The 15,927-nt window shown below is 52.4% G+C and carries 16 protein-coding genes, 1 pseudogene and 1 other annotated feature; of the genes and pseudogenes, 6 read left to right on the top strand and 11 right to left on the bottom strand.

All coding sequences use genetic code 11. The annotated features are described in order from the left end of the window. Window positions 1-114: 114 nt before the first annotated feature. Window positions 115-288, top strand: a complete 174-nt coding sequence (locus GN242_RS10865; RefSeq protein WP_154751070.1) for a YciY family protein — start codon at window positions 115-117, stop codon at window positions 286-288. Window positions 289-330: 42 nt separating this feature from the next. On the opposite strand, the gene GN242_RS10860 is transcribed toward GN242_RS10865, so the two are convergent. After that, window positions 331-627 (bottom strand): YciI family protein, encoded by a 297-nt coding sequence (locus GN242_RS10860; protein WP_156287474.1) that lies wholly within the window; start codon window positions 625-627, stop codon window positions 331-333. A 202-nt stretch (window positions 628-829) separates the two neighbouring features. Here GN242_RS10860 and tonB point away from each other — a divergent pair, with 202 nt between their 5' ends. Continuing rightward, window positions 830-1,549 carry a TonB system transport protein TonB gene (gene tonB / locus GN242_RS10855; RefSeq protein WP_154751072.1) on the top strand — a complete coding sequence of 240 codons (720 nt, stop codon included), beginning with the start codon at window positions 830-832 and terminating at the stop codon, window positions 1,547-1,549. Between the two features lie 169 nt (window positions 1,550-1,718). On the opposite strand, the gene yciA is transcribed toward tonB, so the two are convergent. The 3 genes from yciA to GN242_RS10840 all read right to left on the bottom strand — a co-directional run bounded on the left by yciA (window position 1,719) and on the right by GN242_RS10840 (window position 3,565). Further along, window positions 1,719-2,147 carry an acyl-CoA thioester hydrolase YciA gene (yciA, locus tag GN242_RS10850; RefSeq protein ID WP_156287473.1) on the bottom strand — a complete coding sequence of 143 codons (429 nt, stop codon included), beginning with the start codon at window positions 2,145-2,147 and terminating at the stop codon, window positions 1,719-1,721. Window positions 2,148-2,216: 69 nt separating this feature from the next. Next, window positions 2,217-2,753 carry a septation protein A gene (locus GN242_RS10845; RefSeq protein WP_154751074.1) on the bottom strand — a complete coding sequence of 179 codons (537 nt, stop codon included), beginning with the start codon at window positions 2,751-2,753 and terminating at the stop codon, window positions 2,217-2,219. A 74-nt stretch (window positions 2,754-2,827) separates the two neighbouring features. After that, window positions 2,828-3,565, bottom strand: coding sequence for a YciC family protein (locus tag GN242_RS10840; protein WP_154751075.1), 738 nt, complete (start codon window positions 3,563-3,565; stop codon window positions 2,828-2,830). Window positions 3,566-3,939: 374 nt separating this feature from the next. Here GN242_RS10840 and ompW point away from each other — a divergent pair, with 374 nt between their 5' ends. Continuing rightward, window positions 3,940-4,572 carry an outer membrane protein OmpW gene (ompW, locus tag GN242_RS10835; protein WP_154751076.1) on the top strand — a complete coding sequence of 211 codons (633 nt, stop codon included), beginning with the start codon at window positions 3,940-3,942 and terminating at the stop codon, window positions 4,570-4,572. Window positions 4,573-4,633: 61 nt separating this feature from the next. Here ompW and GN242_RS10830 read toward each other — a convergent pair whose 3' ends face one another. The 6 genes and pseudogenes from GN242_RS10830 to GN242_RS10800 form a co-directional block, all read right to left on the bottom strand. Beyond that, window positions 4,634-4,948, bottom strand: coding sequence for a BON domain-containing protein (locus tag GN242_RS10830; protein WP_154751077.1), 315 nt, complete (start codon window positions 4,946-4,948; stop codon window positions 4,634-4,636). Window positions 4,949-5,099: 151 nt separating this feature from the next. Beyond that, on the bottom strand, window positions 5,100-5,906 hold the full coding sequence (gene trpA / locus GN242_RS10825; RefSeq protein WP_154751078.1) for a tryptophan synthase subunit alpha: 807 nt from the start codon (window positions 5,904-5,906) through the stop codon (window positions 5,100-5,102). Further along, on the bottom strand, window positions 5,906-7,096 hold the full coding sequence (gene trpB / locus GN242_RS10820) for a tryptophan synthase subunit beta (protein WP_156287472.1): 1,191 nt from the start codon (window positions 7,094-7,096) through the stop codon (window positions 5,906-5,908). Before trpB ends, trpA begins: the two co-directional genes overlap by 1 nt. Before the next feature lie 14 nt (window positions 7,097-7,110). Beyond that, entirely contained in the window at window positions 7,111-8,472 is a 1,362-nt protein-coding gene (gene trpCF, locus GN242_RS10815) for a bifunctional indole-3-glycerol-phosphate synthase TrpC/phosphoribosylanthranilate isomerase TrpF (RefSeq protein WP_156287471.1), read from the bottom strand. A 2-nt stretch (window positions 8,473-8,474) separates the two neighbouring features. Further along, window positions 8,475-10,066 (bottom strand): annotated as a pseudogene (gene trpD / locus GN242_RS21780) (bifunctional anthranilate synthase glutamate amidotransferase component TrpG/anthranilate phosphoribosyltransferase TrpD). Beyond that, a complete protein-coding gene (locus GN242_RS10800) occupies window positions 10,066-11,628 on the bottom strand; it encodes an anthranilate synthase component 1 (protein ID WP_156287468.1) in 1,563 nt (520 codons plus the stop codon). The pseudogene trpD and the gene GN242_RS10800 overlap by 1 nt, the downstream one beginning before the upstream one ends. Before the next feature lie 23 nt (window positions 11,629-11,651). Next, window positions 11,652-11,749 (bottom strand) — a sequence feature (Trp leader region). Between the two features lie 156 nt (window positions 11,750-11,905). Between GN242_RS10800 and rnm the strand changes: the two genes are divergently transcribed. Next, window positions 11,906-12,817: an RNase RNM gene (gene rnm / locus GN242_RS10795; protein WP_156287467.1), complete on the top strand. Its 912-nt coding sequence runs from the start codon at window positions 11,906-11,908 to the stop codon at window positions 12,815-12,817. Then, window positions 12,817-13,437 carry an L-threonylcarbamoyladenylate synthase gene (locus GN242_RS10790; RefSeq protein WP_154751085.1) on the top strand — a complete coding sequence of 207 codons (621 nt, stop codon included), beginning with the start codon at window positions 12,817-12,819 and terminating at the stop codon, window positions 13,435-13,437. The genes rnm and GN242_RS10790 overlap by 1 nt, the downstream gene beginning before the upstream one ends. 55 nt (window positions 13,438-13,492) lie before the next feature. Here the strand turns inward: GN242_RS10790 and GN242_RS10785 are convergent, their stop codons facing one another. Further along, a complete protein-coding gene (locus GN242_RS10785; RefSeq protein ID WP_154751086.1) occupies window positions 13,493-14,119 on the bottom strand; it encodes a S1 family serine peptidase in 627 nt (208 codons plus the stop codon). Between the two features lie 898 nt (window positions 14,120-15,017). On the opposite strand from GN242_RS10785, the gene rluB reads away from it, so the two are divergent. Next, entirely contained in the window at window positions 15,018-15,911 is an 894-nt protein-coding gene (gene rluB / locus GN242_RS10780; RefSeq protein WP_154751087.1) for a 23S rRNA pseudouridine(2605) synthase RluB, read from the top strand. Window positions 15,912-15,927: the final 16 nt, after the last annotated feature.

The raw sequence follows: 15,927 nt of genomic DNA, 5'->3' as shown, positions 1-15,927 counted from the left end.
GCTGGGAACCTTTAACCACTTCAGTTTACAGAGATCGGCTCTTGTTAGGCGTAAAGAAAGGTCTATAATGCGTCGCGAGTTTTACCATACACAGATGTGAAGACAGAGGGTGTAATGAGACGAAGCAGAAATGAAGTTGCGCGCTGGCGCATGAGTCGCCAGGTTCAGCGTCGCCGGGCACGTTGGTTAGAAGGGCAGTCACGCCGATATGGTCGTATGCACTCTTTCCGTCATATGATCAGCCAGCAGCAGCGCCGTTCGATTCTGTTTATCACTCAGCATCACTAGCCAGATATCCTGTCCGGCGGCTCAGAGAACCGCCGGCAGCGATCAAAAAATACGTTTAAAGGGTTTAACATCAACCTGTTTGTACACGCCCGCAGCGATGTATGGATCATCCTGAGCCCATGATTGCGCTGATTCCAGTGAAGGAAACTCGGCAATAATCGTAGAGCCGCTAAAGCCCGCGACACCCGGTTCATTACTGTCCACCACAGGCATCGGCCCGGCGATAATCAGACGACCTTCATCACGCAGTAACTGCAAGCGCGCAAGGTGAGCGGGGCGCACAGCGGTGCGTTTTTCCAGTGAGTCAGCATTATCTTCAGCGTAAATTACGTAGAGCACCTTCAGAACTCCTGTCTGGGATGAGATTCGGCATCACGTTAAGTGATCGTTAACATTTGTGCAAATGAAAGATAATTAGCCCTTGATAAAGGTCAGGTTGATCGGCTTTAAAGCGCAAAAGCATGATTCAACGCGAGTGCTTGTTGAAATTGATTGCTATTTGCATTTAAAATCACCCCTTCACATTTTGACCAGAAAGATTATGACGACGCTAATAACTGATTTACCTCGCCGCTCACCTCTGCCATTGCTGATTTCGCTTGTACTGCATGGATCGGTGATCGGGGCATTGCTGTACGCCTCATTTCATCAGGTGGTCGAAATGCCAAAAGCGTCTCAGCCGATCAGCGTGTCGTTGGTGGCACCTGAAGTGCAACCGGAGCCACAGCCGGCACCGCCTGTTATTGAACCAGAACCTGAGCCGGAGCCTGAACCCGCGCCGGAACCTCCTAAGCCTGAGCCAGTGCCGATCCCTAAACCTGAGCCAAAGCCGAAACCTAAACCGAAGCCTAAGCCGGTGAAGAAAGAGGTGGTGAAGCCGAAACAGGAAACCAAACCGCGTCCGGCAGCACCGGCAGAAACCCGGCCATCGGATCAGACAAAACCTTCCACGGCACCGAAGACCTCGCAGGCACCGTCAACGGCCGTCTCAACCGGCCCAAGGGCGCTGAACGTCGGTAAGCCATCCTATCCTGCTCGTGCCTTTGCGCTGCGTGTGGAAGGGCGTGTACGCGTCCAGTTTGACGTTGACAGCTCAGGGCAGGTGGATAACATCCGTATTTTGTCCGCAGAACCGCGCAATATGTTTGAACGAGAAGTGAAACTGGCGATGCGCAAATGGCGTTATGAAGCAGGTAAACCGGGTAAAGATATCACCATGAATATTGTCTTTAAGATCAACGGCGGCAGCAGTATCGAATAAAAGTTGCTGTATCTTTTGCATCATGGCTGCTTATACCCAAAAAATTTGAGTGGCAGGAAGACGGCAAACCTGTGAATCCCGGTCACTTACTTATGTAAGCAGCCGGGGATTCACTCAGAAGTTGTCTGGCTGTGACACAAAAATTTACAGGCTAATTGACGGTTGGAAATTACTGCGAAGTGTCCAGGGTGAAATGACTTTTATCTGCTGGTAATGGTCGCGGTTTCCCTTCCGGATCAACGGCAACATAGATAAATACCGCTTCGGTGGTGCAGTAGCGCTGGCCGATAGGTTCGGAAGCGACCTTTTTTATCCACACTTCAATATTAATGGTGATAGAGCTGGTGCCGGTGCGGATACAGCGCGCATGACATGAGACGACATCGCCAACCGCTACCGGCTTCAGAAAGGTCATGCCGTCGGCGCGCACGGTGACCACACGCCCTTCAGCAATTTCCTTAGCCATAATAGCGCCGCCTATATCCATCTGCGACATCAGCCAGCCACCGAAAATATCGCCATTAGCGTTGGTGTCAGCTGGCATGGCGAGGGTGCGCAGCACCATCTCACCCTGAGGTGTTCTTTGTTCTTCGCTCATTACTGTGATCCTGACATTGCTGACGGTAAAAAAAACAGGCCCGGCAGTATAGTGCCGGGCTTAAAACGCTTATTTTTCTTCTTGTGGCATCAGGCGGTAAATATAGACGCCGCTTAACAGGGTAAACAGCAAAGTTAATGCACTCAGACCGAAGACTTTAAAGTTCATCCAGGTGTCCTGCGAGAGCCAGAACGCCACGTAGATATTTGCCAGGCCACAGGCAAGGAAGAAAATGGCCCAGGCAATATTCAGACGTCGCCAGGCGATTTCCGGCAGCTGGATCTCTTTTCCGAGCATTTTCTGGATCAAAGGCTGCTGCATAAACCACTGGCTGAACAGCAGTGCGATAGCGAACAAACCGTAAATAATGGTGACTTTCCATTTAATAAAGTCAGGATTGTGTAGCGCAATCGTCAGGGTGCCAAAGATGGCGACCAGAGCGAAGGTAATCAGTGACATTTTTTCCAGCTTGCGATACAGCAGCCAGCTTGCGACCAGCGCAAGGGCCGAAGCCACAATCAGCGCGCCGGAGGCAACAAAGATGTCATACAGCTTGTAGAAGATAAAAAATACTACAAGGGGAAGAAAGTCGAGTAACTGCTTCATAGCGGCTTCCAAATAACAGTCTGAACTGAAATATTATGAATCAGGAATGCCTCTGTCGAGGCATTCCTAATTAATTAACGTAACAGCATATACAGGCGTGACAAATAGATAATCAGTATGGCTGACACCAGATTGCTCAGGCCATTCAACAGCACCGATGCTAAATCAGGTGGTAAACGCAGCAGGGAGGATGCCATCAGCAGCACCACCAGCTTGGCCACAATCCACAGAATAACCGCAGGGGCGACCAGCTTCATCTGGCTCCATCCCAGGCGTACGCTGGCACGCATGGCTGCGAAAACGCCGGTTTTCTCAGTGGTCATAATCATCGGTGACAATGCCAGCGTAACCGCCAACAGTACGCCCGGAACCACCAGTACCATAAACCCTAGCTGAATCACTAAAGTCATAATAAACGTCATCAGCAGCAGTCGCGGTAACAGAGGTGCCGAGGCACCAATCGCCCGTAATGCGCTGACACGCTGCCCGGATGAGACCATCGGGATCAGGCACAGCATGCCGCCAAGCAGCAGCACATTACCGACCATCGAGGCAAAAGTCCCGGCTGCTGATGCACGCAGCAACACCTGCTGTTGCTCCGGCGACATGTTTTGTACCATTTCCATCAGGCTGCTGGCAGAACCTGCGGCACCATCACCCAGGATCTGCATTTGTTCGGCGTCAGGCGTAAATGCCTTGCCGATCAGCATGGTAATAAAAGAGGTTAATAGCGCCATCAGTAAAATGGTGACCAGCTGATGACGGAAAAAATTCCCCGTGTCACGGTATAGCGAACCCGCCGTGATAGACATGTACTCTCCTTGAAAGGCCGGTGTTATAGACCCGGCGATTGTACATGCTCCGGTGGGGTGCTGGCACTCAGATTGACATAACTTTCGGTTTAAGAAGCTATTACCGTTTTTTTAATAACTGCGCCAGCTTTTGTGTGCTGCTCCGTTAATAGCAAAATCATATAAAAACCCCTTTACCCACTCTGGATCAATAAGATTAACCTTGCTATTTGTATGGGAAATTTGATCTAAATCAAGCCTATGTTTTTTATCAAGTTTTTGTTGGTTGATCCACATGACCTTTAGCGTAAATCAGCGTAAATATGTGTCGTGATTTTGCTTAAGGGCCTGAAACGGGCCATATGCGTACAACAACTTGAACTAAAGGAGTGGTTATGAAACTCAAGGTATTAGCGCTATCTGTTATCACGTTGTTGCCAGTTATGGCCTCTGCTCACCAGGCCGGAGATTTCTTTATTCGTGCTGGTTCCGCTACCGTACGTCCAACCGGCGGGTCAGATAATGTTCTTGGGCTGGGTGAATTTGATGTCAAAAACAATACCCAGCTTGGCCTGACCTTTACCTATATGGCTACCGATCATATTGGTGTTGAACTGCTGGGCGCGACGCCTTTCCGCCATAAAGTCGGTCTGCGGGCAACCGGCACCCTGGCAACCGTTCATCAGTTACCGCCAACGTTAATGGCGCAGTGGTACTTTATGGGTGATACCAGTAAATGGCAGCCTTATGCGGGTATCGGTGTGAACTACACCATGTTCTACAATACCGACTTCAACCAGACCGGTCGCGATCTGGGCCTGAGTAATCTGAGTGTGAAAAACAGCTGGGGTGTTGCCGGGCAGCTGGGGCTGGACTATCAGTTAACGCCTGACTGGATGATTAACGCCTCACTGTGGTACATGGATATTAATACCAAAGTGCGTTTCAACGCGGGTGCAGAACGCCATAGCATTGATACCCACATTAACCCGTTCGTCTTCTTCTTCGGTGCGGGTTACCGTTTCTGATTTGTTGTGCGTCAGAAATAAAAAAAGGCGCGATATTCGCGCCTTTTAGCTAAACCCTGAGCTACTTGATCTGCATATTGTTGACGACTGATTTCACACCCGCCACACCACGCGTCAGCTGCACGGCACGGTTTGCTGCCTGCGGTGAGCTGACAAAACCGCTCAACTGCACACGACCTTTAAACGTCTCAACGTTGATTTCTGTCGACTTCAGCGATTTGTCGGCCAGCAGCTCCGCTTTCACCTTTGTTGTCACTACCGTATCGTCAATATAACCACCGGTTCCTTCTTTGGTTGCCGATGGCGCGCAGGCGCTAACGGAAAGTGCTACAACAGCGGCAATAACCAGACCTGATAAGACTTTAAACAATTTCATTGCACTTCTCCCTGTCATCATCAAAAGGCAGTAACTCGCATAATTGCGATCCTCAATAATAGTTGTTCACAGTCGGGAGGAAAGCAAATTTCAAGTGTGACAAACAGAAAGAAAATAATGCCTTATCGCGCAGATAAGGCATTAACAGAGTTTAGCTGCGGGTAGCAGCTTTCAGCGAGCGGGCGAACGCAGTCAGTTCTTCCAGCATTACCTCAGGATGAGAGACATTTCGCTCGATGATTTTGACAATCGCCGATCCTGAAATAGCGCCAGCAGCGCCGGAACCGATCGCTTCTTTAACCTGGGCTGCTTCAGAAATACCAAAGCCCTGGAGAGCCGGTGCGGCGTGGTACTCACGCAGTTTATCCACCAGATGTTTTAGTGGCAGATTGGCGCGGGTTTCCGAACCGGTAACGCCTGCACGGGACAGCAGATAGGTATAGCCACGGCCATGTGAGGCAATCTCACGTAACAGATCGTCACTGGCGTTAGGCGGGCAGATAAAAATAGGCGCAATGTTATGACGCATAGCCGACTGACGGAAGGGCGCAGACTCCTCAACCGGGACATCGGCAATCAGTACCGAATCGACACCCGCTTGCTGGCAACGGGCATAGAAATTATCAATACCGTTAGAGAACACCAGGTTTGCGTACATCAGCAGGCCAACCGGCAGCTCCGGATACTTCTGACGAATAGCCGCCAGCATTTCAAAGCAGTGTGACGGTGTCACGCCTGCGGCAAAAGCACGAAGGTTGGCATTCTGGATAGTTGGCCCATCCGCCAGCGGATCGGAGAACGGGATGCCCAGCTCAAGGGCATCAGCGCCACCGGCAACCAGCGCATCAATAATCTTTAAAGAGAGTTCCGGCGTTGGGTCACCTAGGGTGACGAAAGGCACGAAAGCGCCTTCTTTACGCTCTGCCAGGCGTTTAAAACAGAGATCGTAACGTTCCATCAGATTTCTCCCTTAGCAGTAAAGATGTCATGCACGGTAAAAATGTCTTTGTCACCACGGCCGGAAAGGTTAACCACCAGCAGTTGCTCTTTTTCTGGATTTTCCCGCATCATTTTCAGCGCATGAGCCAGCGCGTGTGACGACTCCAGAGCAGGAATAATCCCCTCGCTGCGGCACAGAGTTTTAAATGCCTCCAGCGCTTCATCATCGGTAATCGAGACATAATCAGCGCGGCCAATGCTGTTGAGGTGAGCATGCTGCGGCCCGACGGATGGGAAGTCGAGGCCGGCAGAAATAGAGTAGGACTCCTCTATCTGTCCGTCCGACGTCTGCATCATTGGTGCCTTCATACCGAAATAGATGCCAACGCGACCGTGCTTCAGCGGCGCGCCGTGCTCACCGCTTTCGATACCGTGCCCGGCAGGTTCAACGCCGATCAGGCCGACGCTGGTATCATCAATAAAGTCAGCAAACATGCCGATGGCGTTAGAACCGCCACCCACACAGGCGATCAGCGCATCCGGCAGGCGACCCTCTTTTTCAAGAATCTGTGCTTTGGTTTCTTCACCAATCATTCGCTGGAATTCACGCACGATAGTCGGGAACGGATGCGGGCCGGCGGCAGTACCCAGCATATAGTGGGCGGTTTCATAGCTGCCAGACCAGTCGCGCAGCGCTTCGTTACAGGCATCTTTCAGCGTGGCGGAACCGCTGTGGACGGGAATAACCTCTGCGCCCATCAGCTTCATACGAAAGACGTTCGGCGACTGGCGCTCAATATCTTTAGCGCCCATATAGATACGGCATTTCAGGCCAAGCAGTGCGCTGGCAAGGGCAGATGCCACGCCATGCTGGCCTGCACCGGTCTCGGCGATAATTTCGTTTTTCCCCATGCGTTTTGCCAGTAAAGCCTGACCCAGCACCTGGTTGGTTTTGTGCGCGCCGCCGTGCAGCAGATCTTCGCGCTTCAGATAGAGGCGGGTTTTGGTGCCTTTAGTCAGGTTTTTACACAGCGTCAGTGCTGTTGGGCGGCCCGCATAGTTTTTCAGCAGGTCGGTAAATTCCGCCTGGAACGCCGGATCGCTTTGGGCGCTGATAAAGGCATCTTCCAGCTGAAGCAGCGCAGGCATCAGGATCTGCGGCACATACATGCCGCCAAACTCACCAAAATACGGATTTAATCTGGTCATGTTATTTCTCTTTATCAGTAGGCTTTCAGTGTCTGAAACACTGAGGCAATTTTACCTGCGTCCTTCACTCCGGGGGCACTCTCCACGCCGGAGTTGAAGTCGAGACCCGCACAGCCAAGCTGTGCCGCCTGCACACAATTTTCTGCGCTGAGGCCGCCGGCCAGCAGCACGTTATCCAGCGGCTGACCTTGTAACAGCGACCAGTCGAACGCCTGACCGCTGCCGCCATTGCCGTGATCGAACACGTAACGGTCAACGCCAGCCCAGTCGCGGGCGGGGAGGCTCTCTTGAATGCTGAACGCTTTCCAGATTTGCACGCTTTCGGGTAACAAGCCGCGCAGCTGGTTTACGTAGTCACGGTCTTCATCACCGTGTAGCTGTACTGCTGCCAGCTTGAGCTGCTCAGAATAAGTGACAACGTCACTTATTTTGTTATTACGAAACACCCCAACATATTTCAGTGCCGCCGCAGGAATGATCTGCTGTGCATGCTCAACGCTAATCTGACGCGGTGAACCTTCGGCAAAAATCAGCCCGCCGTAGAGGGCACCCGCTTCCAGGGCAGCACGGGCATCTTCCTCACGGGTCAGGCCACACACTTTATTATCACCAATAATAACCCGGCGTACCGCAGCAGCGAGGTCATCTTCAGACATCAGCGCTGAACCAATCAGGAAACCGTTAGCAAAGTGGCTCAGTTCGCGCACCTGTGCATAGCTGTTAATGCCGGATTCGCTGATCACGGTTACACCATGGGCCACCTTTGGGGCCAGGCGACGGGTGCGATCAAGATCGATTGTGAGGTCGCGCAGGTCACGGTTATTAATCCCGACCACTTTCGCCCCCAGCGCCGTGGCGCGTTCCAGCTCTTCGTCACTGATAACTTCCGTTAACACGCCCATATTCAGACTGTGTGCCACGGCGGCAAGCTGACGATACTGATCGTCGTTCAATACCGACAGCATCAGCAGAATGGCATCAGCCTGGTGATAACGCGCCAGGTAGATCTGATACGGGTCAATAATAAAATCTTTGCACAGCACCGGCTGAGTCACAATGGCGCTGACGATGGGCAGAAAATCAAAGCTTCCCTGGAAGTATTTCTCGTCCGTCAGCACTGAAATGGCAGAGGCATAATGCTTGTACACTTCGGCAATCACTGCCGGATCAAAGTCTGCACGGATCACGCCTTTTGATGGCGACGCCTTTTTACACTCCAGAATAAACACGGTGCGCGCACCTTTCAGCGCCTCATAAAAACTCCGGGTAGAAGGCGTTATATCATTCTGAAAAGTCTCCAGCGGCTGCTGCTGCTGACGTTCTGTCAGCCAGAGAGCTTTATCCTGGACGATTTTAGTGAGTACGGTTTCCTGCATGATTATCCTCTTGCTGCCAGTGCGACTACATGCTCATAGGCTTTGCCGCTGCGAATGGTTTTCAGCGCCTGTTGTGCATTCTGTCGTAAGTCTTCATGACCAAAAATTTTCAGCAACAGGGCGACGTTTGCCGCCACGGCTTCTTCGTGCGCCAGCTCGCCTTTACCCTGGAGTAAACGCGTCAGAATGTCACGGTTTTCTTCCGGAGAACCCCCGGCCAGCGCCTCCTGCGGGTGGTTGCTCAGACCAAAATCTTCAGCAGTTAACTGGTAGCTGGTGATCTCGCCGTCACGCAGTTCAGCCACATGGGTTGCGCTGTGCAGGGCCACTTCATCCATCCCGCCACCATGAACCACCGCCGCACGCTGGTAGCCCAGTACTTTTAACGTCTGGGCAATCGGCAGCACCAGCTCCGGGCTGTAAACACCAATGACTGCCAGCGGCGGGCGTGCCGGATTAATTAACGGGCCAAGCACGTTAAACAGCGTGCGGGTTTTCAGCTCTTTACGCACCGGCATCGCGTGGCGAAAACCGCTGTGATACTGCGGGGCGAACAGGAAACAGACGTTCAGTTCATCCAGCGCCTGACGTGCTTTCTCCGCAGGTAAATCCAGACTGATGCCGAAAGCGGCCAGTAAATCTGACGAGCCTGATTTGCTGGAAACGCTGCGGTTGCCGTGCTTGGCTACTTTAAGCCCACAGGCCGCGGCGACAAAAGCGCTGGCGGTGGAGATATTAATGCTGTTGCTGCCGTCACCACCGGTACCGACGATATCGGCAAAAGGATAATCCGGACGCGGGAAGGGTTTCGCATCTTCCAGCAAAGCGGTGGCCGCACCGGCAATTTCCTGCGGCTGTTCGCCGCGCACTTTCATGGCAATCAGCGCCGCTGCCAGCTGTGTTGGTTCCAGCTGTCCGGTAATAATCGCGGAAAACAGCTGGTGGCTCTCTGCCTGCGTCAGGATCTCGGACTGGTAAAGTTTTTCCAGAATAGTATTCATCGCTATCTCCTCGATCACGCCAGCGCCCAGGCAAGGGTTTGTTCCAGCAGGCGTGCGCCCTGACTGGTAAGAATGGATTCCGGGTGGAACTGGAAGCCGCAGACGCGGTTAGCGTCGTCGCGGACGGCCATCACCATGCCGTTATAGGTGGCGTTAACCGTCAGCCCGTCGGGGATGTTGCTGCCTACCAGCGAGTGGTAACGCGCTACCGGCAGCGGGTTGTTCAGACCCGCAAACATGCCCTGGTCATCATGGCTGATGGCAGAAGCTTTCCCGTGCAGAATTTCTCCCGCCTGACCCACATGGCCGCCGTAGGCTTCGACAATCGCCTGGTGGCCGAGGCAGATGCCAATAATCGGCAGCTGACCGCGTAACGCCTTCAGCAGCTCAGGCATACAGCCTGCTTCTGAGGGCGCGCCCGGGCCGGGTGACAGCATCAGCACCGGGTTTTCCATCTGTTGCAGGCGTTCAATCAGCTGCGCGGCCGGAACGTTATTACGGTAAATCACCACGTTATGGCCAAAGGCGCGTAACTGGTCGACGAGGTTATAGGTAAATGAGTCGAAGTTATCGAGCAGCAGAATATCGGCCATCAGAACATCTCCTTGCTGTTGTGGGCAGTGGCGATTGCACGCAGAACTGCACGGGCTTTATTACGGCTTTCATCCGCTTCTGCCTGCGGATTTGAATCCAGAACCACGCCAGCTCCTGCCTGTACTGTCGCGACGCCGTCTTCAACATAAGCGGAGCGAATCACGATGCAGGTATCCAGGTCGCCGCTGGCGGTGAAGTAACCGACCGCACCGCCGTAGCTGCCGCGACGGGTACCTTCGGCTTTGGCAATCAGCTGCATGGCACGAACTTTTGGCGCGCCGCTCAGGGTGCCCATATTCATACAGGCGCGGTAGGCGTGCAGCACATCAATATCCGCTCGCAGCTGGCCGACAACGCGTGACACCAGATGCATCACAAAGGTATAGCGATCGACTTTGGTAAGGTCAGCCACATAGCGCGTGCCCGGTTCGCAGATGCGCGCCAGATCGTTACGCGCCAGGTCGACCAGCATCAGGTGTTCTGCCATCTCTTTATGATCGGTACGCATCTCCAGCTCGATACGGCTGTCGAGATCGCGATCGAGGGAGCCATCCGCATGGCGTCCGCGCGGGCGGGTTCCGGCAATCGGGTAAATCTCAATCTGATTGCTGGTGGCGTCATACTTCAGTGAGCTTTCCGGCGAAGCGCCAAACAGGCTGAACTCGCGATCCTGCATAAAAAACATATACGGGCTGGGGTTGCTGTTTTTCAGGGTGTCATAGGCCGCCAGCGGCGACGGGCAGGGCAGAGAGAAGCGGCGCGATGGCACCACCTGGAAGATCTCACCCACGCGAATCGCTTCCTGCATCTGGCGCACTACCTGACAGTAATCTTCATCACTCTGACTGACGCTCAGGCTCATCTGCTCAACGGTTTGCACCGGCAGCGGGCTGGCCGGTTGCAGCATCTGACCGTGCAACTGCTCAATGCGGCTTTGCAGGCGGATAAACTCGGAGGGGGCATGGGTAAACAGACTGGCCTGAAGACGGGCGCTTTGCGTCTGATGATCAATTACCAGAAGTGTTTCTGCCAGATAGAAGCAGTAGTCCGGGCAGCGCTGCTCATTTTTTAACTCAGGCAGTGACTCGAAGCCCGCCACCAGGTCATAGGCAAACAGGCCACCCAGCAAAACCGCTTCGCGCTCCTGCGCCGGAGAATTCACCAGCTGAGGGATCAGCCGCAGTGCATCAAACACTGACAGCGCGCGCAGATTAGCATCTTCATCAAGGAAAGCATGGTTAACCGGGAACACCAGCTCGCGACCATCAGGGCGCACCTGATTTTCAACTGATTCCGGCAGGGCTGCATCCAGCAGCGGCAGCAGCGCACGACCGTTTTCAGAGAGTGCCTGTACCTGTACACGGTTATCCAGCGCGCTGATGCGCAGGGCGCTGTCGACAATCAGCAGGCTCTTCAGGTTGCATTTGCTGTCAACATCCGCTGATTCCAGCAGCAGCGTCTCGGAACGCGCAGCACAAAGCTGATGAAAAACAGCCGCAGGATCTTCGCGATAAGGTGCGTTGCCGGTGATCAACTTCACTGTAGGTTTGGCATTTTGCATGTGATGTTCTCTGTTTTTTGCTCAAAAAAAAGCCCGCTTCAGGCGGGCTTGAGTATCTGCACCAGGTATTGACCGTGCATGACAACCTCGCCCTTCAGGGAGAAGTACGCCACCAACCAGTCATCAGAGAGAGTGAATATGTCATGATACAGATACCTTGCTTGTGAACTTGCGTACTAGTTAACTGGTTCGCGGCAAAAAAGTCAATACTCTTTTTCCCTTAGGGAGAAATGTCGGTATCATGCTGCGATAATTTTCCCTGTTTTCCGGAGTTGTCTTGACCGCAGTTGCCACCCCATCCAGCGCTTTTTCTATCTACGATCTTCACAGCCATACACGGGCTTCCGACGGGTTACTGACACCGGAGCAGCTGGTATTGCGGGCAGTGGAGCAGCGCGTTGGCGTGCTGGCGATAACCGACCACGATACTACCGATGGCATTAAAGCGGCCCGTGAAGCGATAGCGCGTCATTCACTGCCGCTGCAACTCATCAATGGCGTTGAAATTTCTACGCTGTGGGAAAATCATGAAATTCATATCGTTGGCCTCGGCATCGATATCGACCACCCGGAAATGATCGCTTTTCTGGCAGAACAGGGAGAGCGGCGTCTGGCGCGGGCAATGTTGATAGCGGAGCGGCTGGAGAAAGCACATATCCCGGGCGCTCTGGCCGGTGCGCTGGCGCTGGCGGAAGGCGGGGCGATCACACGCGGGCATTTTGCCCGTTTCCTGATCGGCGCCGGAAAAGCAGACTCCATGCAGCAGGTATTCAAAAATTATCTGGCGCGGGGGAAAACCGGTTACGCCCCGCCGCAGTGGTGTACAATTAAACAAGCCATTGATGCCATTCACCATTCTGGCGGCCGTGCGGTAGTTGCCCATCCGGGGCGCTACGGGCTTTCAGCAAAATGGCTGAAACGCCTGCTGGCTCACTTCAGTGAGCAGGGTGGCGAGGCGATGGAAGTCGCCCAGTGTCAGCAGGCGCCTAATGAGCGTCAGCAGCTGGCACGCTATGCGCAGGATTATCAGCTGGCGGCATCACAAGGGTCTGATTTTCATCAGGCCTGCCCCTGGATTGAGCTGGGGAAAAAATTGTGGCTGCCCGGCGGCGTAGAAGCGGTATGGCATCGTTTTCCTGAAATTGTAAATCAGGTTTGTAGCAGTGACGTGCAAACAAGAGGTGTGTGATGAGTCAATTTTTCTATATTCACCCGGATAATCCTCAGCCGCGTCTGATCAAACAGGCGGTTGAAATGCTCAACAAGGGCAGTGTGATTGTTTATCCGACCGATTCCGGCTATGCACTGGGCTGTAAGCTGGAAGACAAGAACGCCATGGAGCGTATCTGCCGTATTCGTCAGCTGGACGGAAATCATAACTTTACCCTGATGTGCCGCGATCTCTCTGAGCTTTCGACCTATGCGCATGTGGATAACACGGCCTTTCGTCTGATCAAGAACAACACGCCGGGTAACTACACGTTTATTCTGAAAGCGACCAAAGAAGTGCCACGGCGTCTGATGAGCGAAAAACGCAAAACTATCGGTCTGCGTGTACCGTCGAATCCGATTGCGCTGGCATTGCTGGAAGCACTGAATGAGCCGATGATGTCAACTTCACTGATGCTGCCGGGTAATGACTTTACCGAGTCCGATCCTGAAGCGATCCAGGATGAAATTGGCAAGCAGGTGGATTTGATTATTCATGGCGGTTATCTCGGACAGCAGCCGACCACCGTAATTGATTTAACGGAAAATACCCCGGAAGTGATCCGCGAAGGCGTGGGGGATATCCAGCCTTTTCTGTGAGAAATAAATAACAGGCCGCCAGTTATGGCCTGTTATTAATTCTCAGTTATTGTTATTACGATGTTGATTTTGACAGCCACTCTTTAAAATCCTTATACGGAATGTAGAGCGATACATCCTTAAGTGGAACTGGAGATTTACGCGGTCGTTTTATTTCGTTGGCAAAGCCGACAATCACGCCACCAATGGTGTCATCATTGTTATATACCGCACCGCCCGACATGCCTTTTACTACCCCGGCATTCGATGCCATCGCTACGCACGGTCGTTTATTCCACTCATTACGGATACCTGTCAGCGCCAGATTCACGCCTGCTGACTCAACCGGCATGGCGGAAATAAAGCTGTAACCGTACATTTTCACCGGTTCGCCAATGGCACCGTCGCGAAATTTCGGCAGCGTTTTGAGGTCGTTTTTATGGTAGATAATCGCCAGGTCGCAGTAGGGATGATAGGCCTTTACCCGCTGCACGGATAGCTTCGCCACATGTGCTGCTGTGAGGCTGTACTCGGGAGTAATGGGGATACTGCTGCCCAGCGAACCGATACCAAGAATGGTCGGAATGCCGGTAAAGTTCATATCCACATGTTTCATTGCTTCACTGCTGTAGTCATATTTGCCTACAGAGCAGCCGGTCAGCATTAGCAATGCTAACACCGGCAGGGTGTTTTTAATTTTCATAATGATCACACTTTGTCGGACACGTCAGTAAAATCCCTGGTGAGGAGTAACGACGTGTAATGCCGATACTGAGCGTAACTCAGCGTATTTTTTCAGGAGTTTTGCTCCTGAGGACTGCAATTAACGAAAAGTAAAAATGAAGATTTTATTTTTTTACGCTTAACGCGTTTGATAATTTATATTTAACTATTTATTGGTATGACGATCTGTTTCCTGCATGAATTCTACACAAACTAATTATCGGGTGGAATTAATAAGATGGCTTTAATCCTAAAAGGCCGGTTAATCCAGAATTAACTCAATCCACTATATTAATGAGCTGATTATTTGATATTAAAATCACTGCTCTATCTGAAGGTATCGGTTATGACAGCATAAAATAACGACTATTATGCGTAGAATTAGTGTTTGAGACCATAAAATCACAAAAAAATGGAATGGCAGGCTGCCAGGTGACGGCTTACCCAGTGAATTGAGTAACAGCCAGAGCGGGGGCGGGCTGAGGGCGTTGAACCGGCAGGATAATAGCGTTAAGTAACCCGCTGTAATTGCAGTTAATTACTTTTGAGATGAATTTTTAGAAAAGGCCGCCAATAGTAAGTTTTTTTCATTTCATTCAGCACGCTCACTGATAAATCTTTTAAATGTAATGTATTAGCTCACCGGGGGCGGGGATCTGTGCGTACGCTGTTTATGGGGTGCGGTATGCTGCATCCGTATAGCTGAGAGTAAAAAGACATCCACAGCAGATGTTGGTGCTTAATTGCTGATAACAAATCAGGTTACACAGTGGTAAAAAGGCTGTATAATGGCACGTGATACACAACTTAAGTTATTGAAAACAAAAGAAATTATGTTTTCACCATGACGCCTGGGAAGGCGACAAAGAGGCAGCTCCATGAGCGAAAAGTTACAAAAAGTTTTAGCGCGCGCCGGGCACGGTTCCCGTCGTGAAATCGAAACCCTTATCTCTGCCGGACGCGTCAGCGTCGATGGCAAGCTGGCCACACTGGGCGACCGTGTTGAGCCAAGCGCATCAATGAAAATTCGTGTTGACGGCCATGTGGTGCCCGTTAGTGAATCCATTAGCGAAGTTTGCCGCGTGCTGGCGTATTACAAGCCGGAAGGCGAGCTTTGTACCCGCAACGATCCTGAAGGCCGTCCAACGGTGTTTGACCGCTTGCCGAAGCTGCGTGGTGCACGCTGGATCGCCGTCGGGCGTCTGGATGTTAATACCTGTGGCCTGCTGCTGTTCACTACCGATGGCGAGCTGGCCAACCGTCTGATGCATCCAAGCCGTGAAGTTGAGCGTGAGTACGCCGTGCGCGTGTTTGGTGCTGTTGATGACGAGAAGATTAAACTGTTAAGCCGTGGCGTACAGTTAGAAGATGGCCCGGCGGCATTTAAAACCCTTAAATTCACCGGTGGTGAAGGGATTAACCAGTGGTATAACGTCACGCTGACTGAAGGGCGCAACCGTGAAGTTCGCCGCCTGTGGGAAGCGGTGGGTGTGCAGGTGAGTCGTCTGATTCGTGTTCGCTACGGCGATATCGATCTGCCGAAAGGCCTGCCGCGTGGCGGCTGGACGGAGCTGGATTTACAGCCGACCAACTACCTGCGTGAGCTGGTGGGTCTGGCACCGGAAACGGTCAGCAAAGTGCCGGTGGAGAAAGATCGCCGTCGTACGAAAGCGAACCAGATTCGCCGTGCGGTGAAGCGCCATACCACCACAGCGACTAAAACGACCAAGCCGGGCAGCAACCGCCGCTCGTCTAAGCGTCAGCAGGGCTGATTTAAGCCGTGCGTTA

This window comes from Erwinia sorbitola, assembly GCF_009738185.1.
GTDB classification, from domain to species: Bacteria; Pseudomonadota; Gammaproteobacteria; order Enterobacterales; family Enterobacteriaceae; genus Erwinia; species Erwinia sorbitola.
The sequence above is the reverse complement of the archived record's forward strand: the minus strand, read 5'-3'. Positions and strand labels throughout refer to the sequence as shown.

Coding starts and splice junctions, on each gene's coding strand:
- GN242_RS10865 (WP_154751070.1), top strand. CDS start 115: ATGAGACGAAGCAGAAATGAAGTTGCGCGCTGGCGCATGAGTCGCCAG.
- tonB (WP_154751072.1), top strand. CDS start 830: ATGACGACGCTAATAACTGATTTACCTCGCCGCTCACCTCTGCCATTG.
- yciA (WP_156287473.1), bottom strand. CDS start 2,147: ATGAGCGAAGAACAAAGAACACCTCAGGGTGAGATGGTGCTGCGCACC.
- GN242_RS10845 (WP_154751074.1), bottom strand. CDS start 2,753: ATGAAGCAGTTACTCGACTTTCTTCCCCTTGTAGTATTTTTTATCTTC.
- GN242_RS10840 (WP_154751075.1), bottom strand. CDS start 3,565: ATGTCTATCACGGCGGGTTCGCTATACCGTGACACGGGGAATTTTTTC.
- ompW (WP_154751076.1), top strand. CDS start 3,940: ATGAAACTCAAGGTATTAGCGCTATCTGTTATCACGTTGTTGCCAGTT.
- GN242_RS10830 (WP_154751077.1), bottom strand. CDS start 4,948: ATGAAATTGTTTAAAGTCTTATCAGGTCTGGTTATTGCCGCTGTTGTA.
- trpA (WP_154751078.1), bottom strand. CDS start 5,906: ATGGAACGTTACGATCTCTGTTTTAAACGCCTGGCAGAGCGTAAAGAA.
- trpB (WP_156287472.1), bottom strand. CDS start 7,096: ATGACCAGATTAAATCCGTATTTTGGTGAGTTTGGCGGCATGTATGTG.
- trpCF (WP_156287471.1), bottom strand. CDS start 8,472: ATGCAGGAAACCGTACTCACTAAAATCGTCCAGGATAAAGCTCTCTGG.
- GN242_RS10800 (WP_156287468.1), bottom strand. CDS start 11,628: ATGCAAAATGCCAAACCTACAGTGAAGTTGATCACCGGCAACGCACCT.
- GN242_RS10790 (WP_154751085.1), top strand. CDS start 12,817: ATGAGTCAATTTTTCTATATTCACCCGGATAATCCTCAGCCGCGTCTG.
- GN242_RS10785 (WP_154751086.1), bottom strand. CDS start 14,119: ATGAAAATTAAAAACACCCTGCCGGTGTTAGCATTGCTAATGCTGACC.
- rluB (WP_154751087.1), top strand. CDS start 15,018: ATGAGCGAAAAGTTACAAAAAGTTTTAGCGCGCGCCGGGCACGGTTCC.